Below are 24,345 nucleotides of genomic sequence, written 5' to 3'. Positions count from 1 at the left end.
GTGCAGGGCTTTTTTTTAAATACAAATCTCAAATGTCTAAGTTTTTAATTGCCGGTTTAGGCAATATTGGTACGGAATATGTTCATACACGCCACAATATAGGTTTTGATGTGGTGCAGGCTTTCGTGTCTAAACATGGGGGTGTATTTAAAACCGAGCGGTTGGCTGAAGTGGCTGAAGTAAAATGGAAAGGGCGGATTTTTATCTGCATTAAACCTACTACTTATATGAACCTGAGCGGAAAAGCTTTTAAGTATTGGCTTGACAAAGAAAAAATAGTACTCGAAAATTCGCTTACCGTAGTGGATGAACTGGCCTTGCCCATAAATAAGGTAAGGCTTAGGCCAGGTGGAAGCGATGGCGGACATAATGGACTTAGGGATATACAGGCTGTGCTGGGCACAGATAAATATCCAAAGCTGAGATTTGGTATTGGCAACAATTTTCCAAAAGGCATGCAGGTAGATTATGTGCTGGGAAAATGGTTTCCTGAAGAGATTGCTATGATTAATAGAAAAATTGAAAAATGCACAGAGATTATTGAAAATTTTGCAACAATAGGGGTTGAAAGAACCATGAATCTTGCGAATAATTTAATCTTTGAATAGTTGGATTGAAATGTTTTCCTAAATTAGCGAAGAATATAATGCAAGTAATAACTAACCCTTGCTGTTAACAGCACCAATCCATAAGAAAGATTTTATTGCTTGGTTAATATTTATAAAAACAATATCTAATGAAGATTTTCTGTGTTGGCCGTAACTACATTGAACATGCTAAAGAACTAAAGAATGAGATACCGGAAGAACCGGTTATTTTCATTAAGCCTAAAAGCGCTTTACTACAATCCAATACGCCTTTTTATTATCCTGAATTTTCAAATGAGCTTAATTACGAGGTAGAACTTGTACTCCGCATTTCAAAGAACGGAAAGTACATTCAGCCGCACCATGCCAATAAGTATTACAATGCCATTACAGCGGGTATTGATTTTACTGCCAGGGATGTTCAGAATGAGCTTAAAAAGAAAGGGCTTCCATGGGAAAAAGCCAAAGCCTGGGATAATTCCACGGTTATCGGCTCCTGGATTGACCTTACACCGGAACTGCTGAAAAAACCAGTACAATTTTCGCTTTCACTTAATGGCGAAACAGTTCAAAAAGGTAACAGTAAAGAAATGATCTTTTCTTTTGATAAAATTATCGCACATATCTCCCAATACTTTTCCCTTAACATTGGCGACCTTGTTTTTACCGGCACGCCTGCAGGGGTAGGTGAGTGTGTGGTTGGAGATGTGTTGAAAGGGTTTGTGGAAGACAAAGAGATGTTTGAAGTAGAAGTAAAATAGATTACCTGCATCAGCATTGGTATAAATTTATAGCCCTTTGCCGTTTTTACTGCGGCAAAGGGCTTTTGTTTTCCGGAAATACATCCTGGTTTTGATAAACAACAACCTTTTAGCAAATATTCTATATCTTAAGCCCCTTAATGCTGTTTAAATTATTTAGATATGTTGGTAAAAAAATTATGCCTTGTATTGAGTTTAAGTTGTGCAGTGGCGGCGCTTTGTGCGCAGGGAAGGCGTGTTGATACTACCGTAACGTTGGGAAAAACGGGCTATAAAGTGTTTTGCAATAATAAAAATGCTGACAAAAATGATGTTAGCATTAAGCCGGTTGGGTTTGAAAATACGGTAAGGGATGTTACCATACCTGTAAGGGGCCGGGTAAATAAAACTGAAGTTGATGATCTTAATGCTGATGGTTTTCCCGAACTGCTGCTGTATGTGTACAGTGGTGAAGGTGGCGCCTATGGAACCGTGCTGGCCATAACTTCAGAAAAAAACCAGGGTATGCGGCCCATCTATTTTCCTGATATACTGGATGACCAGAAACTAAAAGAAGGCTACCGGGGGCAAGACCATTTTATGCTTCTGGAAGGCATGCTGATAAGGCGCTTTCCGGTATTCAACACATCCGATACAGCCAATATTAAACCTACCGGCGTTACCCGCGGAATACAGTATAATATAGTGAGTGATGAAAATGGCCAGCTAAAATTTAAAATATTGCGCAGCTACGAAGCAAAGCAGTAAGGGCTTTATCTCTTCTCTACCCTGCGGGAAAAGCTGCATAGCGATTCAACTGTACAAGAGTGCGACGCAACGAAAGCCTCCTGTTGGTTTCTACTGTTTGGCCTATAAAAATTTTTACCCTATAACGGCTACGCCGTTGTTTTTTTATGGACCCGGCAGCATGGCTACTATCAGACTTCCGTTGCGTCGCACTCTTTTACGTCCGGTAATTCTATTCGCCACTATGTAACACCCGGCCATGTCCGCAAAGGTTTATGGCGAATACAGTTGTCATTATCGTATTAAAACAACGGGCACTTTTTTTACCAGCGGTTTTCCCTTATAATCTGTGGCAACAGCATAGGCAATATATGTTTCCGCAGGCGCCGGGTTACCATTGATGTAGCCATCCCATCCTTTGTGGTAATCTTTTGTATAAAACAAGCGTTGCCCCGCCCGGTTAAAAACGGCAAAGAAGTCAAATCGCAATGTGCCTGCGGGTATTACCTTCAGTACATCATTGCGGCCATCTCCATTGGGCGTAAAGCCGGTAGGTACATACAGTTCAGGGCCATCGTAGCGCTTAATAAAAATTTTGCTGTGTGCATCGCAGCCTTTGTCTGTAAGGGCATCCAACTGATACCATTGGTCATGGTCAAGCGTGGCAACGGGCGTTTCGCTAAAAGGGTTGTCAAGGCCAAGGGCTGGTGTCCATGTGTATTGGTTATGCGGGCCGCCATTGGCATTTAGCTGCACGGGTTGGTCCCAGGCGGCAACCGTATCTTTACCGGCAAAAGCCTTATTGTCGTAAATAACAAACGGCCTTACAATAGTGTCTTTGCAATGGTGGATGGTTTCTGCCATTAGCGTTAAAGGCCTGTTGCCTTCTTTGCTGTATATCCTGGTAATCAGCGTATCGCCGGTGTTAAAACCATTACCAAAATCCCAATACCACTTATTTACTGAGTTTGAGAGGTCTGTTGCCTTGTAATGTATGTAACGCTTAATACAGGAATCATTAATGGATAAAGCAATATGCGGTTTAGGGTGTACCAACAACAGGGAGTCTGCCTGTATGCTCATGCAGCCATAATTGCTCTCGGCCACCAGGCTTACTGTTTGCAGGCCTGCTACTAAATTAACAGCGGGGTGCTGGGCCTGAGAGGTGGCGGGGTTGGCAAACTGCCAATGCCATTTGGATACTGATTGCCCTGTTGCGCCTTGTGGTAAAAAAGAGGCATCGGTAAAGCGTATAATTTCGTTATTACACAAAGGCTGGCTAAATGTAAAAGCAGCCTGCGGACGGTGATAGATAGGAAGCAGTAAACGGTTGGTATCAGAGCGGCAGCCTTCTTCTGTGGTTACCACCTGTTCTATTTGTATGCTCCCCGGTGCACCGGGTGTAAACGAAACCGGGTGCTCCGTATGTTCTTCTGTGTTGTTAATGCGCCACCACCACTTATTAATATTAGCCAACCAGTCCGGCACCTGGGATGTATTTAAGATATTAACCAGGGTTTGCTGCTCGCAGATAACCGGGGGATGCGTAAAACTGGCAATAGGTTTAGGCACCACCGTAACGGGCAAAGCCATTTCATCACTGCAGGTTTCTGAATTGGTAACCCTTAGTTTAACATAATAATTCCCATGGTCTTTATAACTGTAACTGATAACACTGTCCTTCGCGGATGATATGGTGTCTTTGTTGCCCAATATCCAGGTGAATACGCTGTTAGTTAGGTTAGTGGATGTGCTGGAAAAAGCAAACTGGTTGCCGTTCTGGCATTGCCGCGAATTGCTATTGATCACAAAAGACGTTACCGGGGTACGGTCTATGGCTACCGTAACTTTTTTGCGAAAACTTTCGCAACCAAACAGCACTTTTTGAGAAACATAGTATACAAAAGTATCTACGGCCGAAGACGATGGTTGCGGTGCAATAAAGGCCGGTTGGGAAAGTGTATCCGCCGTATACCATAACAACTCGTTACCGGGCAGTGCTGTTGCTTCCACTTGCTGTGTGCCGGTAAACTGGCAATAGGTATAAGCGGGCTTTGCTTCCGGTGGCGGTGGAACCGGCAGGGGCAGTACCGTTGCCTGGAAGGTATCCCTGCATCCATAACCGGGGTAGGGAATTACATCCACGTAAAAAGAACCTGTAACAGCAGGTGGCGGCGATAATGTGATGGACTGATGATTGCCTATCACTTTGCTGAAATCCTGGTTGTACCAGGTGTAGGTTTGAAAGCCATAAGGCGCATTCAGCAACAATGAATTGGTTTCGGCGCAATACGGCGCCGTTGCCAGTATATTGGTACATCCGCTGGCAACATCCACATAGGCGTACCCAAAGTGCCCGCCGAGCGTGCAATCGGCAGTTTTAAATTCCAGGGCTACGGTACGCCCCTGCAGCCCGGCGAATTGCAGCGATACCGGCGACCAATTTTTAAACAACACATCTCCGCTAACCAGCGATTTTTCAAAACCCGGCAATGTGCCATTGGAAATATAGGTAAAAGAGGCACAGTTAATTACCTCGTTTGTGGCTACATCATAAGCCGTTACAAAAAAACGGGGCTGCTCAAAAGAGGAGTGGTTGGGGTCCTGGAAAACTACGGCATAAAAATAGGTGAAGGTAAAAGTGTCTACAGTAGAAGGCACCGTAAACGTATATCTTAAGCCCTCTGCCTCGGCGCCGGTATTATCGTTGCCCAGTTTAACCGAGTACTTGCCGCCGTAAGGGCACAGCTTGGGAAAGTTGCCGTAAGGGTCTTTGGATGAAGCGGAGTCCATCGTTAGTATTTCGTGGCGGCCGCTGATAACACCTGTATCTGTTAGTTCAATAATATTTTTTCCATCGCCATCCGCGTAAGTAATACCCCTAAGGCATTCCCAATGCGAAAAATCTCCATTTTCAAAATCAAGGTTGGGGGGACAATCCTGGCCATAACAGGCACAGATACCTGAAATAAGCAGTAAGGATACCAGCAGCACGAATTGTTTCATCGGGGTGTAAGGTTGATGAGTTTAGCGTTGTTTAAGTGCCAAAAATAATTATTTACGTTACACCACGTGCTTAAAGTTTAGCCGCTTTTTTTAAGCCCCGGCTGCCGGGAAATTTTTCCGGCGGGGCTGGTATTTTATCTATATGGGCCTGAACAGCACCACAAAGAACCGAACGATGAACGTAGTGCGACGCAACCTGGTCGCCATGAAAAACCATATGCCCGTCACCAAAAATAAATGCCGGGGGGCGCCTGTTTTTACAGGCAGGCCAGCTTTGGTACAATCATTGAAATTGATGGGCTAACGCTTGCGCCAAAAACAATTAAAACCCGGTGTATGAATTTAAGGCCACAGAAAATTTTAACGGAGCAGGATGTGCAAACCGGCTTAAAACTGGTAATAACCGATGGGCTGGCTTCCGAAGCCATGAACGCATTGATTGGCGGCGCTTTCCTGGTTTCTTTTGGCCTGTTGCTGGGCGCTTCCAACTTTCAGATAGGCTTGCTGGCCTCGCTGCCCACGTTTACCAATATATTCCAGTTGCTGTCTATCTGGCTGGTTAAACGGTACAATAACCGCCGCGCAGTAAGTGTATTTTGTTCTTTACTGGCACGTATACCGCTGGTTATTGTTGGGGCAATGGTGTTGTTTAATAACTCGGCATCTATCAACCTGTTGATAATTTTCCTCTTTTTCTTTTATTTTTTTGGTTCAGTGGCTGGCCCAAGCTGGAATGCCTGGATGAAAGACCTGGTACCAGAAAACAGCCTTGGTACTTTTTTTGCCAAACGCAACAGCTATATGCAAACCGTAAACGTGGTATTAAGCATTGTGCTGGCCCTGTTTGTGGACTATGTAAAAGACCATTTTCCGGCGAGGCTGGCTACCACTTATTCGTGGATGTATATTGCCGGCGGGCTTATTGGAATTACGGGGGTTTTGTTTTTGTCAAGAACGCCCGAACCGCAAAGCCAGATGCTGAACGAGAACATTTTTACCCTGTTGAAAAAGCCCCTTAAAGATGGCAACTTCCGCAGGTTGCTGCTGTTTAACAGCGCCTGGGTGTTTGCGCTTAATATAGCTATTCCGTTTTTTACGGTATATATGATGAAGAACATTGGACTGTCGCTGTCTTATGTTATAGGGCTTACCATCATCAGCCAGCTAAGCAATATTTTTACCGTTCGCATCTGGGGCATTTTTGCTGACAGGTACAGCAACAAAACTATTATAGCCATTGGCGCCCCGCTGTATATACTGTGCATTATTGCCTGGTGTTTTGTAGGTATTTATACCCGCATGTATGCCAACATTATACTGCTGGTTATCATTCATATTTTTATGGGTATATCCAATGCGGGCATTAATCTTTCGCTTACCAATATCGGGCTTAAGCTGGCCCCCCGTAACGAAGCGATTGTTTATCTGTCTGCCAAAAATATCATTACCGCCTTCTTTTCTTCCGTTGCCCCGTTAATTGGCGGTTATATGGCCGACTTTTTTGAAAAGCGCCACCTGGTGGTAAACGCCTATTACGAAGGGCCGAGGATGGAGAAAGTGCTGCACCTTATCTCTTTGCACGAATGGAATTTTTTGTTTTTAATCGGCGCGGTACTGGCCCTTGGCGCCATGCAATTATTAATGCAGGTAAAAGAAGCCGGCGAGGTTGAAAAAGATGTGGTGGTACGCATTATGCGCAGCAGCATAAAGAACAACCTGAAAGAAAATTTTTTGATAGGCAACCTGGTGCACTGGCATGAACAATTTTGGAGCATGGTGCGCAGGAAAGCTACCTGAGGAACTTTGTACCATTCAGGCAGGCTCGCATCATATATCCTCATGTCCCGCATCTTCCTAACACATGTTATTGCAAAATGAAATAATTTCGCCGTCCATAATTTGATAGCAATGATTAAGATTGAGTTAGCCCGTGTTCAGGACGATTTTGGTTTTGAAGCAACCGATGCCAACGGCCATACCGTTAGAATGGATACCAGCCCTGACAGCGGCGGCAAGAATTTTGGCGTTCGCCCCATGCAAATGCTATTAATGGGGTTGGCAGGCTGCAGTGCCATTGACGTTATCAGCATACTGAAAAAGCAACGGCAGGAGGTGAGGGACTACAAAATGGTGGTTAATGGCGAACGTGAGCAGGGCAAAGAGCCATCGTTATGGAAAGACATACAGATAGAGTTTCATATTTACGGCAAGGTGGATGAAGACAAAGCAAAGCGTGCCGTTGAACTTTCAATAGATAAGTATTGCTCTGTATCCGCTACACTAACAGCCGCGGGGGCCAGCCTGAAATGGCAGGTATTTGTACACGAATAAAGAAGGCCGTGACCGCACTTAATGCAATACAGTAAACTAGAGAATTTAAAGCAGGCAATTATGTTAGATAAAGCGAAATTACACCCCGCCACACAGGCAGTCCGTATTCAAACGCCGTCAACCTGGCAAATGGAACATTCCACACCCTTGTACCTTACCAGCAGTTTTAAGTTTGATGAAGCCGAAGCCATGCGTGCCGCGTTTGCCGAGGAGAGCGATGACAATATTTACAGCCGCTTCAGCAACCCTAACGTGGATGAGTTTGTACAAAAAATGTGTGCCTTGGAAGGTGCGGAAGCCGGTTTTGCCACAGCCAGCGGCATGGCGGCGGTATTTTCTTCCATGTTTGCTTTATTAAAGCAGGGCGACCACCTTATTTGCTGCAGCTCGGTTTTTGGCAGCACCTACACCATTGTTACCAAATATCTTCCTAAATATGGCATTGACTGCACGCTGGTACCAGCCAACGATGACGCTGCCTGGGAAGCCGCTGTAAAGCCCAATACCAAAATGGTTTACCTGGAAACGCCCACCAACCCACAGTTGGAGATTATTGACCTTGAATGGGCCGGGCAGTTTGCCAAAAAACACAACCTTATTTTAAACGTAGATAACTGCTTTGCAACACCATTGCTGCAGCGCCCGATTGAGTTTGGCGCACACCTTTCTGTACACTCCGCCACCAAGTGGATTGATGGCCAGGGCCGTGTGCTGGGTGGCGTTATTGTGGGTAATGCAGAGCTGGTAAGGGAAATTTATCTCTTCTGCCGCAACACCGGCCCCTCATTGTCTGCCTTTAACGCCTGGATACTCAGCAAAAGCCTTGAAACGCTGGATGTGCGCATGCAGCGCCATTGCGAAAGCGCTTTAAAAGTAGCGCAGGCGCTGGAAGAGCACCCCGGTGTGGAATGGGTAAAGTATCCATTTCTACCAACCCATCCGCAGTATAATATTGCCAAAAAGCAAATGACAGCAGGTGGTGGCATTGTTTGTTTTGAAATTAAAGGCGGACTGGAAGCCGGACGCAAATTTTTGGACAGCCTGCAACTGCTTTCCATGACGGCCAACCTGGGCGACAGCCGCAGCATTGCTTCTCACCCTGCCAGCACTACACATTCCAAACTCAGCGACGCAGAAAGGGCCTCCGTTGGTATTACGCCCGGCCTTATAAGGGTTTCTGTAGGGCTGGAGCATGTGGATGATGTTATCAGGGATATTGTTCAGGCGCTTGGATAGAGGCTTGTGAGGTGCAGGATATTTTACATCTCACATTGTACATCTTACATCGTACATATTTATTGGCCCGGCAGCAGGAACTACCATGAAGCTTCCGTTGTGTCACTCACTTGTACGTCCGGTTTTTTATGGCGACAGTTAAGCGAAGACTAAAGTTGCCGGCCGCGATAAACTTCTGGCTTCCTGGCTCAGCAAAACTTGTAGTTTCGTAGTATTGCTATGCCGTTTGCGCCGGCTTGTAAACGGTTAACAAAGTGCACTTATGAAACGAATGAAAATTTTGCTGTGTCTTATACTATCCATCTTTGCAACCATTTGTTTTGCCCAGCGGGTAGATGTTTTATCCAACGGTTCCCGTGCATCTTTAAGGGGCTTGAGCCCTGTAGATGACGATGTGGTATGGGTAAGTGGCAGTAATGGCAATGTAGGCCGCTCTATAGATGGTGGCCATACATGGGAATGGAAAACGGTGCCCGGTTTTGAAAAAAGAGACTTTCGCGATATCGAAGCGTTTAGTGCCACAACAGCCATTATCATGGCTATTGCGGAGCCTGCCGTTATCCTGAAAACAACTGATGGCGGCCAAAACTGGAAACAGGTTTTTGCCGATACCACCAAAGGGATGTTCCTGGATGCGATGGACTTTTATGACAACCAGAGCGGCGTAGTGATAGGCGACCCAATTAATGGAAAATTGTTTCTTGCATTTACCAACGATGGCGGCGAAACCTGGCAGCCCGCCCCAATGGATAAACGTCCGGCTGTAGATGCGGGTGAAGCCTGTTTTGCCAGCAGCGGCAGCAATATTCACCTGCTGCGGGGCAACAACTTCCTGGTTATTACGGGCGGCGTTAACTCAAGGTTGTTCTACAATACCACGGCATTTAATATTCCTGTTATGAAAGGCGGGGAAACCACCGGTGGCAACGGTATTGCCGTGTTTAACCGTAACATCGCTATCGTGGGGGGCGATTTCAGCAAAAAAGACCGCAGCGACAGTTGTTACGTTTTCTTCGACCAGTTTACCAAAGCTGCCAATCCACGGTTTGCCACACTGCCCAAAACGCCATTCAGCTACCATTCCGGTGTCGCTTTTATTTCTTCCGGAGATATTATAGCCTGTGGATTAAACGGTGTTGACATAAGTAAGGATAACGGCATTAACTGGAAAAAGATCAGCGGAGAAAGTTTTCATGCGGTACGTAAAGCGAAAAACAGCGATGCCATATTTTTTACAGGTGCAAATACCAAAATTGGAAGGCTTGTTTTTTAGATGACTGGGTTGGTTTGCCCTCCGGAACTTTGAGTTGCGTAACGGTATTCTGTCGCTTGCAGCGGCACATACAAAATCCATATCAAGCATGTCTCATAAAAGAATAGCCATGCTGGTTGGCGGCTCAGATTTGTTCTCTGGCATGCGTGGTATTTCCAAAGGCACAAAGCTTATAAAAGGCGCTATAGCGCCGCACTTTGATGAAGTGATTGCCGTTAATTATAACTACTTTCTTGATTTTGGCCAGGCACTGCGCAGGCTGCAAAGATATTTCAGTAATATGCCGTCTGGTACTGCTATTGTTTTGTACGGTTACAGCAAAGGCGGCGATGTGGTATTACAGCTTGCAAGATGGTTAAAGCATAAATATCCGGTACAACTGCTGATTACAATAGATGTAGCCAATGGGCCATGGTTCACAGCATCAACCGCCAGGTTTCCGCCAATGTAAAGAAGAATATCAACGTTTACCAGGGCAGTCCCAATTTTCCCTTGCGTTCTTACGGCATGCCCGCTGTTGCAGAAGTTGTCGGCACGGCAATAGAAAACATTATCCTTACCAAACGCATAATGCGGGGTGTTACGGTAAGTCACAGCAATATTGAGATGCTGATGGTTAACCAGGTGATTAGCTGGATAATTGCTGCTGTATAAACAATATACCTCTATCCTTGCAAGCCATGGAATGCCATCTACATGTAAAATTCTAAATCAAACACCTTATCTATTTGGGCACTTCATTTTTAGTAGTTGCTTTTTGGAGGCATGCCGCTTCAATTCCTCACCCGGCAGCCCAATGTCATTAAGTTAAGAAGAAAGACTTTGTTCTTTGTGCCATAAGTGCTACCTGTTTGTAGAAATAGCATGCAACAAGGGAATTATGCCGCATAGCGGCTACCCTTAAGCGACGATTGGGTAACCACTCTGTGGCATCCGTTCATCTAAAATGATTTTGTTTCTACAAACAGGAAGCCCCGATGGGGCTTAACTTAATGACATTGCCCGGCAGCCGGTTAACAGTTGCAGGATGCTGTTGGCGGGCTAAATTACCATGCGGGAAAAGCCGCGTAGAGAACAAGGCGTACAAGAGTGCGACGCAAGTAAAGTCTCATGCCTGTTATAATGCCGGGACCATAAAAATTCGCAGTGTATTTGTCTCTTTGAAGGCTTGTCATGGATGGTCTGGCTGTGCTTCACCAAACTGCTTTATATTTATTCCAAATTCGCGATATGAAATACTGCCTGCGTTTGTTGCCGTTACTGTTGCTTGCCGGCTTCTGCTCCTGCAAAACCAATACTTCTGAAAATGTAATTATAACCGGCGATACCGCTACTGTTAGCGGTCACCCGGCCTGGATAATGCAGGGCAATATTTACGAGGTAAACATTCGCCAGTACACACCCGAAGGCACATTTAAGGCTTTTGAAAAGCACCTTGACAGGCTGAAGGAAATGGGTGTACAAACGCTTTGGTTTATGCCCATTACCCCCATCAGCCAGGTTGACCGAAAAGGGGCGCTGGGCAGCTATTACGCGGCGGCGCACTATACCGCCGTTAACCCGGAGTACGGCACTATGGAGGACTGGAAAAACCTGGTGAAGCTATGCCATGCCAAAGGGTTTAAGGTTATTACCGACTGGGTGGCCAACCATACCGGCGGCGACCATTACTGGCTGCAAAAACATCCTGATTTTTATGTACATGACTCCACCGGTAAAGTAATGGCCCAATACGACTGGACAGATACCCGCAAGCTGAATTATGATAACCCTGTTTTGCAGGACAGCATGATTAACTGTATGCTGTTCTGGATACGGGAAACCGGCATAGATGGTTTTCGCTGCGACGTTGCCGGAGAAGTGCCGGATGCTTTCTGGCAAAAATGCATACCTGAGTTGCGAAATGAAAAAAATGTTTTTATGCTGGCTGAAGGTAACAAGCCATCGCTTCATGTGGATGGGTTTGATGCAACCTACACCTGGAATGAGTTTAACGCGATGAAAAAAATAGCCAAAGGTGAAGCCCCCGCCACGGCCCTTGACAGTGTGATACAGGTTGTTGACTCTACTTACCCTGCTAACAGCCTGTTGCTTTATTTTACCAGCAACCATGATGAGAATAGCTGGAACAAGGCCGACTATGGCACCATGCCGGGTGATATTCACGCACCTTTTGCGGTATTTACCCAAACCGCTGGCAAAAGCGTACCGCTTATCTACAGCGGGCAGGAGGAACCTTTCTTAGACAGCATCAGTTTCTTTTACAAAGACACTATTACCTTCAGCAAATTTGAAAGGGCTGAATTTTATAAAGCCCTGCTTAATCTGAGAAAGCGTAATGCTGCACTCTCTGCTGATGCAAACTTTGTAAAACTGAAATCATCAAAGGATGAAGCTATCTACGCATACCTGCGCCAGAAAGGAGATGATACAATAATGGTACTGCTTAACCTGTCTAACCAAAAGCAAACCTTTTCTTTAAACGGAGAACCGGAGGGATCTCCTGAAAACCTTTTTTTGGGAAAGCCGGAGAATATAGAAGCGGAGCAGGATTTTACATTGGAGCCCTGGGGATATGCAGTATATGTGTACTGATAAAACGGGTACATTGAGGTAAGTAGTTTATTGCTTTGTTAAAGACGGAGGCGTTAACAAAAAATTGAAACTGAAAAATTCTTTGGAAAGAAAATCTTCATGAGTTTTAGGCAAACAAGCTTATGAAAATTCTTTACCTGTTCCCATTGCTTTTTTTGATCTCCTGTGAAAATTATCTGCCACATTACGCCGTTGCCACCGCAAAAAATTCATTGTCGGATATACCTGTAAAACCACATACAAGGCCGGTTGATATTTTCTTTAACAACGAAGGGCCAAAAGAGCCTTATTACCGCATTAAAATGGTGGAAGTAACCGGCAGGTTGAGCGCCACACTGGATGAAATGATACTGGCACTGAAAGAGAAAGCAAAAGCCGAAGGCATTGATGCAGTGTTGGTAGATAATCCCGGCAAACAGGCCAACAGCCAGGTATCTGTACCCTTTGGCGAGGGTATTATGAGTTACCAGAAACTGGTGGGTATTGGCTTACGGTATAAGCATACTATTGATTACATGGACCAGCTTGTAAAACGGCAGTCTGTAACGGTATGGGATGAGAATGAAACAGCTTTGAAAAACTTTGATATTGATTTTGATATGAGCGGTAATTGCATCACCAATAATGAAGCTGTAAGGCAATATTTTAATTACAACCTGTACCCTTATGATGCCGGTGATATACACTATGTGCCGCAGAATGGGTGGGGCTATAACCTGGATACTTTTTTACACCAGCTTATTTCTAAAAGGATGGTGATTACACTGGACTATGCATTAACCTGCAACTATACTTATGATGACAGAGGGACGCTGCGTGAAATTAAAATCAAAAAGCCTGATACTGATTACAGCGTACCCGCAAAGCAGGTAATGAAAATTTTTTACAACGCGGATGGCTCAATAGAAAGAAAAGAACTCTTTGAAAAAAAAGAGCGTAAATGGATAGAGCAACCTGTGTACTTCATGAGCGGTAAGCTGATGAAAGTGGAGCGTTTTACCTTTATAAACGGCAAAAAGAAAATGCTGGCAAAGAGCGATTTTACCTATTACAGCAATGATGACTTACCTGCGCCTCTACAGCCTTGATAATTATCCAGCCATTAATGCTTCCAGCTTCTTTTGTATCGCCTGTTTATCAGCCGCTGTTTTAGCCAGCAAAAGCGCCTGTTTAAAATGTGCTGCGGCTTTAAGATTGTCAACACCCGTGTACAGCTCGCCCAGCAGCACAAAATAAAAATGGTTGGCGGCCAGGTTTAGTTTTTCTGCTTCTGTAATAGCAAGCATTCTGTTACGGGCTTTGTACAGCGCATACGTTCTGTTAAGTGCTGCAATGGGGGAGTAGGCTGTTTGCAGTAAGAGATTGTAAAGCTGTAAAATGTTTTCCCATTTTTCCGGGGTGTCTTCTTTATGGGTATGCCAAAAGGCTATGCCTGCCTCAAGATGATATTTTGAAAGCATGCTGCCACTGGCCGCGTTATGAAGAAAATGGGCGCCCTTTGCTATCCAGTCTTTGTTCCATAAATCCGCATCCTGCTCCTCATACAAAACCAGTTCGCCCTGTTGGTTTAGCCTGGCGTCAAACCGGGAGATATGAAAGCACATCAAGGCCAGCAAGGCATTTACACGGGGCTTGCAGGTGGCACTGTTTTCCACCAGCATGGTACAAAGGCGAATGGCTTCCAGGCACAGCTCTTTGCGCAATGTTTGGTTTTGGCTAACGGAATAATAGCCCTCATTAAACAGCAGGTAAATAGTAGTTAATACCGGCGATAACCGCTCTTCTATTTCTGCTGGGCCGGGTATTTCAATACGTACTTTTTCTTCCCGCAGTTTCTCTTTTGCCCTCAGCAGCCGTTTGTTGATGGTTTCTTTGTTGCTTAAAAAAGCGTGGGCTATTTCTTCTATACCAAAGCCGCAAAGTATGCGCAGCGATAAACCTACCTGCGCTTCGGCCGGTATGCAGGGGTGGCAAACGGTAAACATCATCTGCAACTGGCTGTCGCTAATGTTGCCAGGCGATAGATCAATATCATCTTCACCATACATGCCGGAAGCCTGCCGCAATGCCGGGGCAATGTTTTGTTTAAAATGTGCACTGCGCCGCAGGTGGTTAACCGCTTTGTTTTTAGCAACGCTGTACAGCCAGGCCACCGGGTTTTGGGGCATGGCGTCCAGGCCCCAGGTTTGGGCCGCTGTAACAAAAGTTTCGCTGGCAATATCTTCCGCTGTCTCTACCTGTTCAAAGCCAAAATGTTTACAGAGTACCGCTACAATTTTGCGGTACTCTGTTCTGAATAAATGCGGTATCAGTGTTCCGTTATGCATCGGTTGTGCAATCAGGCAGTTTGGTGTACGGATGATATTTTTCTTACTTCCACGCTGTTGCCTTCGCCCAGCAATATAGGGCAGGCTTTTGCCATGCTCACTGCTTCATCAAAGTCTTTCGCCTTAACAATAATAAAACCGGCAAGCGATTCTTTAGTTTCCGCATAAGGGCCATCTGTTATTACGTTGTTGGCCTTTAATACTTTGCCCTCTGTTGATAAGCCTCTGCCGCCTGAAAATTTATTCTGGGCAGCAATACCGCCTACCCAATCGTGGTACATTTTCATATAAACTTCCATTTGCTCTGGTGATGGTTGTGCTTCTTTGGTAAGAAGGTCAAGCCGCATCAGTATAAGATATTCTTCCATTTGTTGCCATTTATGTAAGGTTGCAGAAAACTATTTAAGTTGCTACTTTTTAAGCGGTGCATAGGTTAACAATACAGTGCCGCTTTTAAAGGTTCTTGAATCAATCAGCTCAAGGTCAAGTTTGTGTTTAACATTAGCAAATACCGGCGATCCGCCGCCGATGGCCACCGGGTCAATCATAAAGCCAAATTCATCTACCAGGCCGGCTTCCGCAAACTGCGTAACCAGGCTGCCGCTGCCGAGGATGGTCATGTCGCCGGGCTGTTCCCATTTAAGCCGTTTCATCTCGTCAATCATATCCCTTTTAATAAGCCGGGTGTTTTGCCAGCCTGCTTCATCCAGCGTTTTGGAAAATACAATTTTTTGTGCGTTGTTCATACCCGCTGCTACGTCGGGCATGGTTTCAATGGCCATGGGCGTAGGCCAGTAACAGGCCATCATTTCGTAAGTTTTGCGGCCAAATACCAATGTGCCACCCGGTTTCATACTGTCTGATGCAAATTGGCTTTCTTCCTGCCCGTGCCGGTGCCAGCTAATATCGCCATCCAGTCCCTGGAAATAGCCATCCAGCGTCATAAAATTAAATACGGTTAACTTTCCCATGATACATGGTTTTAAAGGTTAATGAATGTATGAATTGCACCTATGTAACAAATGGGGCGGCATAAACTGGACAAAGAGACAAAAACATTTTTGTACTAAGCTACAGTGCTGCTATTGGGCTTTGGTTGTGTCACTCACTTGTACGCTTTGTACGCTATGCAGCATTGGGCAGCAGGCTGTAACTTTTCGGTGTTCTTTTGTTCAAGGTTTAATGTCAGCGGCCGTTACGTAATTTTTTCTGCGCTTCATCAATTAAACAAATCACCAGGTTTTTACACTTCAACAGACCGGCATCCTGCAACCGGTAACCTGCAACCAGCTTTCGGGTGAGGGATTGAAGCGGATACCCCGGTGAGGCCATCGCAGCAGGGCTTTGTGCCGGAGTATGAGCGGAAAGCCCGACCCCTTGCGCAGCTTGGGGGCACCCCCTAAAAATATTTTTTATCACCCCCACAATGGAAGATTGCTGCCCGGTTTTTCTCTAATCTTTGTAAACCAACAGCTTATCCATAACAGACGTTTTTTTCGCCGGTAATGCCCTGTGTTTTCTTAATTATTTTTTTATTGCATAACCCAAATTTTAATGTGTGCGTATTGGCTGGACGCGCAATTTTGTACAACTGCCTGGCAAAAACACCGGCTTACCTATCCAATGTCCAAGTTCCTATTGATTTGTGCAGTAACCGCTGCATGCTGTACAACTGCTGTACATGCTTCCTCCATCGTAGTTATTGTAACGCCCACGTCAGTTATTCTTGGTGCAGACAGCAGGGGCACTTTTATTGACCTGCGAACGCTGAAACCGGAAAAGAGGAAAGTCTCTAAAATTCACCAGGCCGGCAACTTTTATTTTGCCCTTTGCGGCCTAACCCAAAACTCCATGACCAATTTTGATGCGGCCCGGGTAATCAGCAATTACCTGCAACGGCAGGCTACCCTGCATGCGGCTGTAGAGGCGATGAGCGCCGATCTTTGCAGGCTGCTGAGCATTGAACTAAAACGGCAACAGCAGTTGCATGCTGCGCTTTTTGCTAAAAGCATGGAGTACCGGGACAATATTTTGTCCATAGCTATTATTGGGTGCGACAGTGTCCGGCCCATTGCCAGGCTAGTAAACTTCAGTATACAAAACATGGAAACGCTGCTGGTAAAAGCGGAACAGCCAACCGGGGCGCTTACCGGCCAGGATAACACAAGAGCTTACTGTTTTGGAGAAACTGCCGCCATTAACCATTATATGCAGCACAATAGCGAAACGGTTGAGCCATTGAACCTTGTGGAAAAGCTTATTAAACTGGAAGCCGAAGACCAGCCCCGGTTTGTTGGCGGCCCCATAGACATTTTAGAAGTAAAAGCAGGCCAGGCTATCTGGCATAAAAAGAAGAGGGGTTGCCCCGTGCAGGAGTATTCCTGGTAGTAGGGGGCCGGTTTTGCTGACGCGGCTGACTGGTTATTCTTCTTCCGTAAATTCAAGTATATCGCCGGGCTGGCAATTAAGTGCTTTGCAAATGGCTTCCAGTGTGCTGAAGCGGATGGCTTTAGCCTTGCCGGTTTTTAAAATGGATAAGTTGGCCAATGTTAGGTTTACTTTTTCCGAAAGTTCGTTTAACGACATTTTTCGCCTGGCCATCATAACATCAAGGTTTACTATAATTGGCATAAGTTATACTGTTAATTCGTTTTCAGATTGAATTTCCACCCCCTTCTTAAATACCTGTGAGAAAATAAATACCACACCTGCCAGGAAAATAAATTCGCCGGAGATAAAGTTTTCCCGGGCCATGCCGATTGTTTTTGAAAGCCATTTTACATGCGCATTGTACAGCATGGCCGTAACCCATACCAATAGTATCAGGTAGCTGATTTTCTCCAGTATCCTGGATATTTCCATGGTAAAAGGGCTGGCCAGTTTAATTTTAGACAGCACCCTGGTAACAAGAAAAGCTACATAGGCCTCAAGAATTAATAAGGTAACCATTAGCGAAACTGTACCTGTGTACTGCCACAGGTCATGCTGCCTGATGCTGTATAAATCAAGCCCCATGTAAAGGTTTTTTGCAGCTTCGGGGTTTGAGATGCTGACCACATAGGAAAAAATGATGGCGCCGGCTTTTACCAGCAAGCCGAAAAATACTACCCATGACAGCACGTTCATCGCCGCCAGGATTTGTTCAGTTTTTGTTTTCATAAAAAGAGTTGTTTAAAATTTGAAAACAAATATAGATAAATATTTATTGAAAAACAATAAATATTTTAAGATAATAGGAAAATTATTATTGATGAGCGTGAAGGCTTATTGCTGGCATACTGCGGTGGTAGGGTGGGGTATGCTAAGTAGTGAACGAAGCGATGGATTTCTATCGGGTGAGGTATAGTAAAGCAAACATCGTAATTTGAGTGAGTGACAATTCAGTTTCAATAGAAATGTAAACCATTACAACATGCAACCGGCACAGTTATATTCTCTGATGCTTTTAGCTATGCTCTTTTCCCCTTTCTCCAAAGCCCAGGGTTTAACCCAGCCAAAATCTGCATCTGCTCCACAGGTAAATAAACTGGCTGGCACGTGGAAGCTGGTTGAGTATGCAGACTTTGATTCCGTAGCGGGAAAATGGCAATATGATTATGGGCAACACCCAAAAGGATTTTTTACCTATACCCCAGGCGGTATTGTTAACCTGAATATTTCTGCTGATAGGCCTTTAAAAATCCCGGAAGATTCTGCTAAAAAATATAACATCAACTTATTAAGCTGGCTTTATACAAATTCCCTGGCTACCCTGGTATATAGATACTGACCAACAAAGGCCCTTTATTTTAAAAGGAGATTCTCTGATTATCGGCGACAACAAAACCTGGAAAAGGGTATTGATAAAAGTGGATTGATTAGGCGTTGAGACAAACAGCTTACAACCGCTCTATGTAAAAAACATTTTCTATTGTTGCGGCATAACCGCCCATGTGCCCTTTTGCTTTTATATTAACCCGGCCTTTTAGCCTTATATAGGTTTCATTGAATTGCTCAATGTTTCTCAGGCAGGGCAGTTTACTATCCAGGTTAATCCATAGCGAGGGGAATATTTCACCCGCTTTAGCGCCATCCTTAAGGCCAAGTGCCGATTGTTCAAAGCCCGTGTAATAAATTCCTTCTGTAGCAATCCACTTTCCATGGTATTTATCAAGGTTGGCTTTAAGTTCTGCCATAGGGATATAGGTAACCGTCGCTGTGTCTTTCAACGCAGCTTCGCATACAGTTTTTTGTGCTTTGGGAACAGTAATGCACCCCAAAGCCAACATACAAACAGCAGCCCTTTTAAAAAAGTGTATGATAAGGTTTGTACCCATTTTAGCGTTGCTTATAGCTGATGTTAATAAAAAGCCGGCATCACTCATGCCGCATTTTCATAAAGGTAAACATTCATTGTAGCTGTTACAAGTGTCAGTAACCTCCCGCCTTATTTCTAAGGTTTTGCTGAAAAAAATCATGTAACAACAAATAGAGCCGTAAATTTCAAATACCATTGAGAACCACCAGGTATTAAATCGCGGTTGTTCTTTGCATAAAACATCTCTTAACAAACCATCATCAAACGTTGCCATGAGAGCGTTAAATTTAATTGCACAGATTTCTTTGGATGGCTTTGTGGCTGGTCCAAAAGGAGAATTCGACAACTTTATAGGAGGCGAAGAAAACCTGGCATTTGTGTGCAGCATTATAGATGATGCCGATGCGGCCATGTTTGGACGGGTGTCTTACGAACTTTTAGAAGCATACTGGCCAACTGCCGCGGATAAACCCGACGCTACAGAAAACATCATTAAGTATTCAAACTGGTACAATTCAGCTACCAGGATAGTCTTGTCTAAAACCCTGCAACCGACTACTGCCAATAGCTCTCATATTATCAGCCACAACCTTTTGCATGAAGTAAACGCTATAAAAGAACAACAGGGCAAAAGCATTTTAATTTTTGGCAGTCCTACTGCTGTTCACGAATTGCTTAACATCAATGTCATTGACAATATCTGGCTTATTGTACACCCAGTAATTTTCGGAGATGGCATCCCCCTGTTCAGAAAAACTGAGCGGGTTACAAAGCTTAGCCTTTCGGCATCGCATCAGTTATCCAACGGAACATTGTGCAATAAATACCAGGTGCAGCTATAAGGCAAACTAACCTTAACCTCATTCCCAAAAGGAAGGGCGGAGTAATTTTTATGGGCCCGGCAGGAGGACATCAATTAAGCTGTTGTTGCGTCGCACTCTTGTGCGTTCTGTTCGCTACGCAGCTTTTCCCACCGTATTGGCTTTGTTTCTACCCATCTCAGCAACTGTAGGCTTTCAGTATGAATAATACAAAGCACTACCCAGGTAAGTAAGTCAATCCTAATGTATTCAAGCTAAAAAGTGTTTGGCTATAACACAGATTTTGTCATCCGCATATTTTTACCAAAGCCCCAAATAAACACATTCGTGTTAATTATAAAGCGGGTTTACTTCCAGTTCTTTAAGATCTATGTTACTGTAATTTTTTATTTCATTGTACAGGGTGTCCCGTTCAACAGGTTCTCTTTTTACCTGTTTTATTAAGGTAACCAGTTGGGCGGTGCTAAGGGCAGGTGTTTGCTCCTCGCTGCCGGCCATGGAGTATATTTTGGTGGTATCGTCAATGGTGCCGTCAAGATCGTTAACGCCAAAGCTGAGTGTAAGCTGCGCATTCTGGCGGCCCAGCATAGGCCAGTAAGCTTTAAGGTGTGGAAAGTTATCCATGTACAGCCTTGCCACCGCGTACAGCTTCATGTCTTCCACAACAGCGGTTTCCGGTACATGGCTCATTTCGTTATCCCGGTTCCTGAACTTGAGGGGTATAAATGTGTTGAAGCCGCCGGTTTCATCCTGCAGGGTTCTCAGGCGGTCCATGTGGTCAATACGGTGATGAAATTTTTCTATGTGGCCATAGAGCATGGTAGCGTTGCTGTGCATACCCAGTTGATGGGCCGTACGATGAATGTGCAGCCAGCCTTCCGCGTCTACCTTATCATGGCAAATGAGTGAGCGTATTTCCGGGTGAAATATCTCCGCGCCGCCGCCGGGTAATGATTTAAGGCCGGCCGCATTCAGCATTTTCATGCCTTCTTCAATGCTAACCTTAGCCTTGCGGAACATGTAATCCAGCTCCACAGCAGTAAAGCCTTTTACATGCAGGTCTGGCCGGTGGGCATTTATTTTTTGTATCAGTTCAATAAAGTAGGCCAGGTTCATTTTAGGGTGAACGCCGCCCACTATATGCACTTCGGTAACGGGTTTGCCATCGTATTTTTTTACAATGTCCAGCATTTGGTCAATGCTCAGTTCCCAGCCTTCTTCCCGGTGGGCATACAGGCGGGAATATGAGCAGAATTTGCAGGAGAACACGCAAACATTGGTGGGTTCTATATGAAAGTTGCGGTTGAAATAGGTTTTATTCCCGTGACGGTATTCCCTTACAAAATTGGCCAGTGCACCTACCCAGGGTAAAGATGCTTTTTCAAAAAGAAGAACGCCGTCATCAAAACTAATCCGCTGCTTATTGATAATTTTTTCGCCGATGCCTTTAAGCTCATTGTCCTTTACTGATTCCACAATTTTCTCCGCATGGTTCATTGCTGCTGTCATACTTCCGGTTTTGCCCGCAAAGTTATTGCTGAAACAAATATAGCCGGCTGTTTTGTGAATTTGTTGGGTGGTGGCCGGTTGCAGGTAGCTGGGTGCATGAGGTCAGGCTCATTGCTGTCACCGATCCTAAAAGGGCTGAAAAGCTGCCATAAAAACCGGACGCAGAAGTGAGTGACACAACGAAGCCCAATTCATATTCCCCTGTCCGTCCAATAATAATCGCTTTACTGCTGCGGAGCAGCGGTTGGCTTTAGTTGAGTTTAATTAACTTTTGCGTTACCTCTTTATCAGTATAAATCAACCGCATAAAATACACCCCGGAAGCCAGGTTAGGCAGGTTAATGTATATGGACGATGGCGGTGCTGTGCTGTATTGCTGGCGGTAAACCAACTGGCCTGTTGCGCTGTACACATTAATGCCCTTTAGCTGTGTGGGCGGTTGCAGGTGCTGCACCAATACCTGGTTGCTGAAGGGGTTGGGATAAATAAGATAACCGTTTTGCTTGAGCAATACGGGGACGGTTTTGGTGTAAATATTCACGTTGTCAATAAACACATTGTTCTCGTAGTTTACCGTGTTACGGAATTTTACTACCAGGTCGCCGGTAGTGCCGGTATAGGGCGTAAGGTTAATGGAATCGTTGCGCCATTGGGTGGAAGTGGGGAAGAATTCAGTTTCCCTTTCTCCGGGAACGGTAACCAGTTCTGTACCCCACTTTTTATACACTTCGGTAAAAGTTTGGCCACAATTGGTACTGATGAGCACGGTAAGCGTGTCCAAGGGAATGTCGGTGGAGCCGGGGTCGCTGTAAGTAGCCGCGGCCACGTCAAACTTCAGGAATACGGAATCCACATTTTCGTAACTCATGCGGGGCATGATCAGTTCATCGGTATTATCAAAAGCCTGGTAATTAAAGTTGTTGATGTAGGCCGAGGCATTGCCGGATTTGGCAGCCTGCGTGGTGCGCTGCCAGGTAATGTCATCTGCGGGCGCCTGCAAAATGCTCCAGTTGGCAGGAGGGAAGGTGGTACCCTCAAAGCCTTCGGTTAACGGCAATGCTGCCGGTGAAAGTACGGTAAGCGTAGTTTGAATGCTGTTGTTGGCGGCGTTTTGGTCGGCGCCGTTGTTGGGACTGGAGACGGTAACCTGCAAAATGTTGTCGCCTTCACCTGGTGTAAAAGACGGGAAACGGATAATAGCAGAAGCTGATACAGGCAGGTTTACATTCGCTGTCACTGTTGACACAGATTGGCCATTTACCCTAAGCTCTGCCCGTACAGAAGTAAGGGTAGTGGTGCCTGCATTGGTAACAATAAAACTGGGGGTAATAGGTGTTATACATTGTAATTCAGAAGGATAGGCGGAGGATTCACAATCAATGGTTTCTATGCTGCCGGGATTTACAAATGCCGTAGCCGCGGCATCCAGCGCCGGTAAATTAGCGGGCAGTGTGGCGGTAACGGAAGCAGTAAGCGTTTCCCGAAGATTGTCCAGCACCCATTCCATACGTTCTACCTGCTTGGTGGTAAACATGTTGTAGCAGGCATCGTCGGTATAGTCCATATAGTTCTGGTACATCCTGCCCGGCGCTGTTGGCGAACAGGCATCAGTTTGTATACCTACAGGGCAACCACCGGTTGAGCGGCCCATGTTGGGGGTATCGCCAATATCGTCAGCGGTATTGCCCTGACCGGGCGGATTAAATAAACCTGCGGGCAATAAGTTGCCGGTCAACTGGTCAAAATCATCTCCATCACAACCATTGTCATCCCCCCATATATGGTAGAGGCCGAAGAAGTGGCCTGTTTCGTGAACCAGCGTTCTGCCCAGGTTATAGGATGGGTCAACATAGCAGCTATTGCCACCCCATCCTAAGATATTTATGCAAACACCCTGTTGGTTCATGGCGTCTGTTTCAGGAAAAGTGGCATAACCCAATATCCCGGAAGAGTTATTGCCCACCCATATATTGAAGTAGCGGGAGGCATCCCATGCATCCAGGCCGCCCAGGGCGTTAAACTTAATGGCATCTTCGGTTGCGGCAGAGCTAAACTCCACATTGCTGTTTCTTCTTTCTATGCCGCTGGTAAGGCCACCACCGGGGGTGCGCCTGGCTAATACAAACTGTATTTTGCTTTTGGCAAACAACGGTTTAAAAGCCGGTGGTATATTGTTGCTGTCAGCATTAAGGCCCGCGAAATCCTGGTTAAGTTGCGCTATCTGCTGCTCAACATCAGCATCGCTTACCTGTGTGGAAAAAGGCAATACAATGTGCACCACCACCGGAATGTAAACAGGGCCCGCGGTTTCTTTTGTGCCGGTGTGCGTTTGCACCGTTCCATTACCGGCTGCCGGATTTTTTTTGCCGGCAGAAACCGAAGGGGTACTTTTTGCCATTGGCAGTTGCTTCCAGGCGGCCAGGTGTTCCATGGTGGCGCAACGGATAAGCGTTTTGCTGCCGGTGGTGTTTTGGTTAGCAGTTTTTTTCTGAGCCAGCGATTCAAATGTTCCTGCCAAAACGCAGGCGCACAGAATAAAGAATACCTTTTTCAACAGAATAAGTTTTAAAATAAAATGATGCCCGGTATAATCATTACTGAAAGTCAAGACGTTGTTCGCCGGGTTTTCGCTGCCTGTATCTGCCAACGCCTCATTTTTATATACGTATGTTGTTTATACTTGTTTGTGTCCAGCCAGCTTACCGTGTAAAATGCATTTTTAGATACCGGCCCCGGTTTTTCATGGAATCATCGTTGCGTCGCAATCCGTTCATCGTTCGGTTCATTGGGCGGCTTTTCAGCCCGGGTAGAGAATATCGAACAAGGAACAAGGAATGTTGAATACAGAACGAAACCCCCCCACTGACTACTCACCA

23 protein-coding genes are annotated in these 24,345 nt (G+C 45.3%); 14 read left to right on the top strand and 9 right to left on the bottom strand.

Annotated elements, in window-relative coordinates:
* Positions 1–32: 32 nt before the first annotated feature.
* The 3 genes from pth (at position 33) to F0364_RS11430 (ending at position 2,095) form a co-directional block, all read left to right on the top strand.
* Positions 33–608, top strand: coding sequence for an aminoacyl-tRNA hydrolase (gene pth / locus F0364_RS11440; protein ID WP_153797916.1), 576 nt, complete (start codon positions 33–35; stop codon positions 606–608).
* A gap of 128 nt (positions 609–736) precedes the next feature.
* A complete protein-coding gene (locus F0364_RS11435; protein WP_153797915.1) occupies positions 737–1,348 on the top strand; it encodes a fumarylacetoacetate hydrolase family protein in 612 nt (203 codons plus the stop codon).
* Between the two features lie 162 nt (positions 1,349–1,510).
* On the top strand, positions 1,511–2,095 hold the full coding sequence (locus tag F0364_RS11430; protein ID WP_153797914.1) for a hypothetical protein: 585 nt from the start codon (positions 1,511–1,513) through the stop codon (positions 2,093–2,095).
* Positions 2,096–2,368: 273 nt separating this feature from the next.
* Here F0364_RS11430 and F0364_RS11425 read toward each other — a convergent pair whose 3' ends face one another.
* Positions 2,369–5,080, bottom strand: coding sequence for a T9SS type B sorting domain-containing protein (locus tag F0364_RS11425; RefSeq protein WP_153797913.1), 2,712 nt, complete (start codon positions 5,078–5,080; stop codon positions 2,369–2,371).
* 336 nt (positions 5,081–5,416) lie between these two features.
* Between F0364_RS11425 and F0364_RS11420 the strand changes: the two genes are divergently transcribed.
* The 8 genes from F0364_RS11420 (at position 5,417) to F0364_RS11385 (ending at position 13,603) form a co-directional block, all read left to right on the top strand.
* A complete protein-coding gene (locus F0364_RS11420; RefSeq protein WP_153797912.1) occupies positions 5,417–6,877 on the top strand; it encodes an MFS transporter in 1,461 nt (486 codons plus the stop codon).
* A 111-nt stretch (positions 6,878–6,988) separates the two neighbouring features.
* Positions 6,989–7,411 (top strand): OsmC family protein, encoded by a 423-nt coding sequence (locus F0364_RS11415; protein ID WP_153797911.1) that lies wholly within the window; start codon positions 6,989–6,991, stop codon positions 7,409–7,411.
* A gap of 60 nt (positions 7,412–7,471) precedes the next feature.
* Positions 7,472–8,647 (top strand): trans-sulfuration enzyme family protein, encoded by a 1,176-nt coding sequence (locus F0364_RS11410; protein ID WP_153797910.1) that lies wholly within the window; start codon positions 7,472–7,474, stop codon positions 8,645–8,647.
* Positions 8,648–8,909: 262 nt separating this feature from the next.
* Complete coding sequence (locus tag F0364_RS11405) at positions 8,910–9,920, top strand: WD40/YVTN/BNR-like repeat-containing protein (protein WP_235921067.1); 1,011 nt, start codon at positions 8,910–8,912, stop codon at positions 9,918–9,920.
* Between the two features lie 88 nt (positions 9,921–10,008).
* Complete coding sequence (locus F0364_RS11400; RefSeq protein WP_153797909.1) at positions 10,009–10,371, top strand: hypothetical protein; 363 nt, start codon at positions 10,009–10,011, stop codon at positions 10,369–10,371.
* The gene (locus F0364_RS11395; protein WP_153797908.1) at positions 10,332–10,574 is read left to right on the top strand and encodes a hypothetical protein; all 243 of its coding nucleotides are present in this window, start codon (positions 10,332–10,334) and stop codon (positions 10,572–10,574) included. The genes F0364_RS11400 and F0364_RS11395 overlap by 40 nt, the downstream gene beginning before the upstream one ends.
* A gap of 576 nt (positions 10,575–11,150) precedes the next feature.
* Positions 11,151–12,515: an alpha-amylase family glycosyl hydrolase gene (locus tag F0364_RS11390; RefSeq protein WP_207632619.1), complete on the top strand. Its 1,365-nt coding sequence runs from the start codon at positions 11,151–11,153 to the stop codon at positions 12,513–12,515.
* 122 nt (positions 12,516–12,637) lie between these two features.
* Positions 12,638–13,603, top strand: coding sequence for a hypothetical protein (locus tag F0364_RS11385; RefSeq protein ID WP_153797906.1), 966 nt, complete (start codon positions 12,638–12,640; stop codon positions 13,601–13,603).
* 3 nt (positions 13,604–13,606) lie between these two features.
* On the opposite strand, the gene F0364_RS11380 is transcribed toward F0364_RS11385, so the two are convergent.
* Genes F0364_RS11380 through F0364_RS11370 form a run of 3 tightly spaced genes read right to left on the bottom strand, consistent with a single transcriptional unit; the run spans position 13,607 to position 15,813 of the window.
* Complete coding sequence (locus F0364_RS11380; RefSeq protein ID WP_153797905.1) at positions 13,607–14,842, bottom strand: RNA polymerase sigma factor; 1,236 nt, start codon at positions 14,840–14,842, stop codon at positions 13,607–13,609.
* Between the two features lie 11 nt (positions 14,843–14,853).
* Positions 14,854–15,210 (bottom strand): YciI family protein, encoded by a 357-nt coding sequence (locus F0364_RS11375; protein ID WP_153797904.1) that lies wholly within the window; start codon positions 15,208–15,210, stop codon positions 14,854–14,856.
* Between the two features lie 42 nt (positions 15,211–15,252).
* Entirely contained in the window at positions 15,253–15,813 is a 561-nt protein-coding gene (locus F0364_RS11370; RefSeq protein WP_153797903.1) for a dihydrofolate reductase family protein, read from the bottom strand.
* Between the two features lie 652 nt (positions 15,814–16,465).
* Here F0364_RS11370 and F0364_RS11365 point away from each other — a divergent pair.
* Positions 16,466–17,230 (top strand): Ntn hydrolase family protein, encoded by a 765-nt coding sequence (locus F0364_RS11365; protein WP_153797902.1) that lies wholly within the window; start codon positions 16,466–16,468, stop codon positions 17,228–17,230.
* A 33-nt stretch (positions 17,231–17,263) separates the two neighbouring features.
* On the opposite strand, the gene F0364_RS11360 is transcribed toward F0364_RS11365, so the two are convergent.
* Both F0364_RS11360 and F0364_RS11355 read right to left on the bottom strand, forming a co-directional pair.
* Positions 17,264–17,473 (bottom strand): helix-turn-helix domain-containing protein, encoded by a 210-nt coding sequence (locus tag F0364_RS11360; RefSeq protein WP_153797901.1) that lies wholly within the window; start codon positions 17,471–17,473, stop codon positions 17,264–17,266.
* 3 nt (positions 17,474–17,476) lie between these two features.
* Positions 17,477–18,001: a DUF2975 domain-containing protein gene (locus F0364_RS11355; RefSeq protein WP_153797900.1), complete on the bottom strand. Its 525-nt coding sequence runs from the start codon at positions 17,999–18,001 to the stop codon at positions 17,477–17,479.
* A gap of 253 nt (positions 18,002–18,254) precedes the next feature.
* On the opposite strand from F0364_RS11355, the gene F0364_RS11350 reads away from it, so the two are divergent.
* Complete coding sequence (locus F0364_RS11350; protein WP_153797899.1) at positions 18,255–18,611, top strand: lipocalin-like domain-containing protein; 357 nt, start codon at positions 18,255–18,257, stop codon at positions 18,609–18,611.
* Positions 18,612–18,720: 109 nt separating this feature from the next.
* Here F0364_RS11350 and F0364_RS11345 read toward each other — a convergent pair whose 3' ends face one another.
* Positions 18,721–19,017 carry a hypothetical protein gene (locus F0364_RS11345; RefSeq protein ID WP_153797898.1) on the bottom strand — a complete coding sequence of 99 codons (297 nt, stop codon included), beginning with the start codon at positions 19,015–19,017 and terminating at the stop codon, positions 18,721–18,723.
* 394 nt (positions 19,018–19,411) lie between these two features.
* On the opposite strand from F0364_RS11345, the gene F0364_RS11340 reads away from it, so the two are divergent.
* Positions 19,412–19,981 carry a dihydrofolate reductase family protein gene (locus F0364_RS11340; protein ID WP_153797897.1) on the top strand — a complete coding sequence of 190 codons (570 nt, stop codon included), beginning with the start codon at positions 19,412–19,414 and terminating at the stop codon, positions 19,979–19,981.
* 309 nt (positions 19,982–20,290) lie between these two features.
* Here F0364_RS11340 and mqnE read toward each other — a convergent pair whose 3' ends face one another.
* Positions 20,291–21,469, bottom strand: a complete 1,179-nt coding sequence (gene mqnE, locus F0364_RS11335) for an aminofutalosine synthase MqnE (protein WP_153797896.1) — start codon at positions 21,467–21,469, stop codon at positions 20,291–20,293.
* Positions 21,470–21,719: 250 nt separating this feature from the next.
* The gene (locus F0364_RS11330) at positions 21,720–24,023 is read right to left on the bottom strand and encodes a T9SS-dependent choice-of-anchor J family protein (protein ID WP_153797895.1); all 2,304 of its coding nucleotides are present in this window, start codon (positions 24,021–24,023) and stop codon (positions 21,720–21,722) included.
* Positions 24,024–24,345: the final 322 nt, after the last annotated feature.

It is taken from the genome of Foetidibacter luteolus, from assembly GCF_009650435.1.
Taxonomy (GTDB): Bacteria; Bacteroidota; Bacteroidia; order Chitinophagales; family Chitinophagaceae; genus Foetidibacter; species Foetidibacter luteolus.
Note: the sequence above shows the minus strand (reverse complement) of the source record. Positions and strands in the feature narration are given on the sequence as shown.

What these genes read in the sequence shown, in the direction of transcription:
- F0364_RS11405 (WP_235921067.1), top strand. Translation starts at nt 8,910, where the DNA reads ATGAAACGAATGAAAATTTTGCTGTGTCTTATACTATCCATCTTTGCA.
- F0364_RS11425 (WP_153797913.1), bottom strand. Translation starts at nt 5,080, where the DNA reads ATGAAACAATTCGTGCTGCTGGTATCCTTACTGCTTATTTCAGGTATC.
- F0364_RS11395 (WP_153797908.1), top strand. Translation starts at nt 10,332, where the DNA reads ATGGTTCACAGCATCAACCGCCAGGTTTCCGCCAATGTAAAGAAGAAT.
- F0364_RS11360 (WP_153797901.1), bottom strand. Translation starts at nt 17,473, where the DNA reads ATGCCAATTATAGTAAACCTTGATGTTATGATGGCCAGGCGAAAAATG.
- F0364_RS11410 (WP_153797910.1), top strand. Translation starts at nt 7,472, where the DNA reads ATGTTAGATAAAGCGAAATTACACCCCGCCACACAGGCAGTCCGTATT.
- F0364_RS11370 (WP_153797903.1), bottom strand. Translation starts at nt 15,813, where the DNA reads ATGGGAAAGTTAACCGTATTTAATTTTATGACGCTGGATGGCTATTTC.
- F0364_RS11430 (WP_153797914.1), top strand. Translation starts at nt 1,511, where the DNA reads ATGTTGGTAAAAAAATTATGCCTTGTATTGAGTTTAAGTTGTGCAGTG.
- pth (WP_153797916.1), top strand. Translation starts at nt 33, where the DNA reads ATGTCTAAGTTTTTAATTGCCGGTTTAGGCAATATTGGTACGGAATAT.
- F0364_RS11345 (WP_153797898.1), bottom strand. Translation starts at nt 19,017, where the DNA reads ATGGCAGAACTTAAAGCCAACCTTGATAAATACCATGGAAAGTGGATT.
- F0364_RS11365 (WP_153797902.1), top strand. Translation starts at nt 16,466, where the DNA reads ATGTCCAAGTTCCTATTGATTTGTGCAGTAACCGCTGCATGCTGTACA.
- F0364_RS11380 (WP_153797905.1), bottom strand. Translation starts at nt 14,842, where the DNA reads ATGCATAACGGAACACTGATACCGCATTTATTCAGAACAGAGTACCGC.
- F0364_RS11350 (WP_153797899.1), top strand. Translation starts at nt 18,255, where the DNA reads ATGCAACCGGCACAGTTATATTCTCTGATGCTTTTAGCTATGCTCTTT.
- F0364_RS11390 (WP_207632619.1), top strand. Translation starts at nt 11,151, where the DNA reads ATGAAATACTGCCTGCGTTTGTTGCCGTTACTGTTGCTTGCCGGCTTC.
- F0364_RS11400 (WP_153797909.1), top strand. Translation starts at nt 10,009, where the DNA reads ATGTCTCATAAAAGAATAGCCATGCTGGTTGGCGGCTCAGATTTGTTC.
- F0364_RS11385 (WP_153797906.1), top strand. Translation starts at nt 12,638, where the DNA reads ATGAAAATTCTTTACCTGTTCCCATTGCTTTTTTTGATCTCCTGTGAA.
- F0364_RS11340 (WP_153797897.1), top strand. Translation starts at nt 19,412, where the DNA reads ATGAGAGCGTTAAATTTAATTGCACAGATTTCTTTGGATGGCTTTGTG.
- F0364_RS11435 (WP_153797915.1), top strand. Translation starts at nt 737, where the DNA reads ATGAAGATTTTCTGTGTTGGCCGTAACTACATTGAACATGCTAAAGAA.
- F0364_RS11375 (WP_153797904.1), bottom strand. Translation starts at nt 15,210, where the DNA reads ATGGAAGAATATCTTATACTGATGCGGCTTGACCTTCTTACCAAAGAA.
- F0364_RS11415 (WP_153797911.1), top strand. Translation starts at nt 6,989, where the DNA reads ATGATTAAGATTGAGTTAGCCCGTGTTCAGGACGATTTTGGTTTTGAA.
- F0364_RS11355 (WP_153797900.1), bottom strand. Translation starts at nt 18,001, where the DNA reads ATGAAAACAAAAACTGAACAAATCCTGGCGGCGATGAACGTGCTGTCA.
- F0364_RS11420 (WP_153797912.1), top strand. Translation starts at nt 5,417, where the DNA reads ATGAATTTAAGGCCACAGAAAATTTTAACGGAGCAGGATGTGCAAACC.
- mqnE (WP_153797896.1), bottom strand. Translation starts at nt 21,469, where the DNA reads ATGACAGCAGCAATGAACCATGCGGAGAAAATTGTGGAATCAGTAAAG.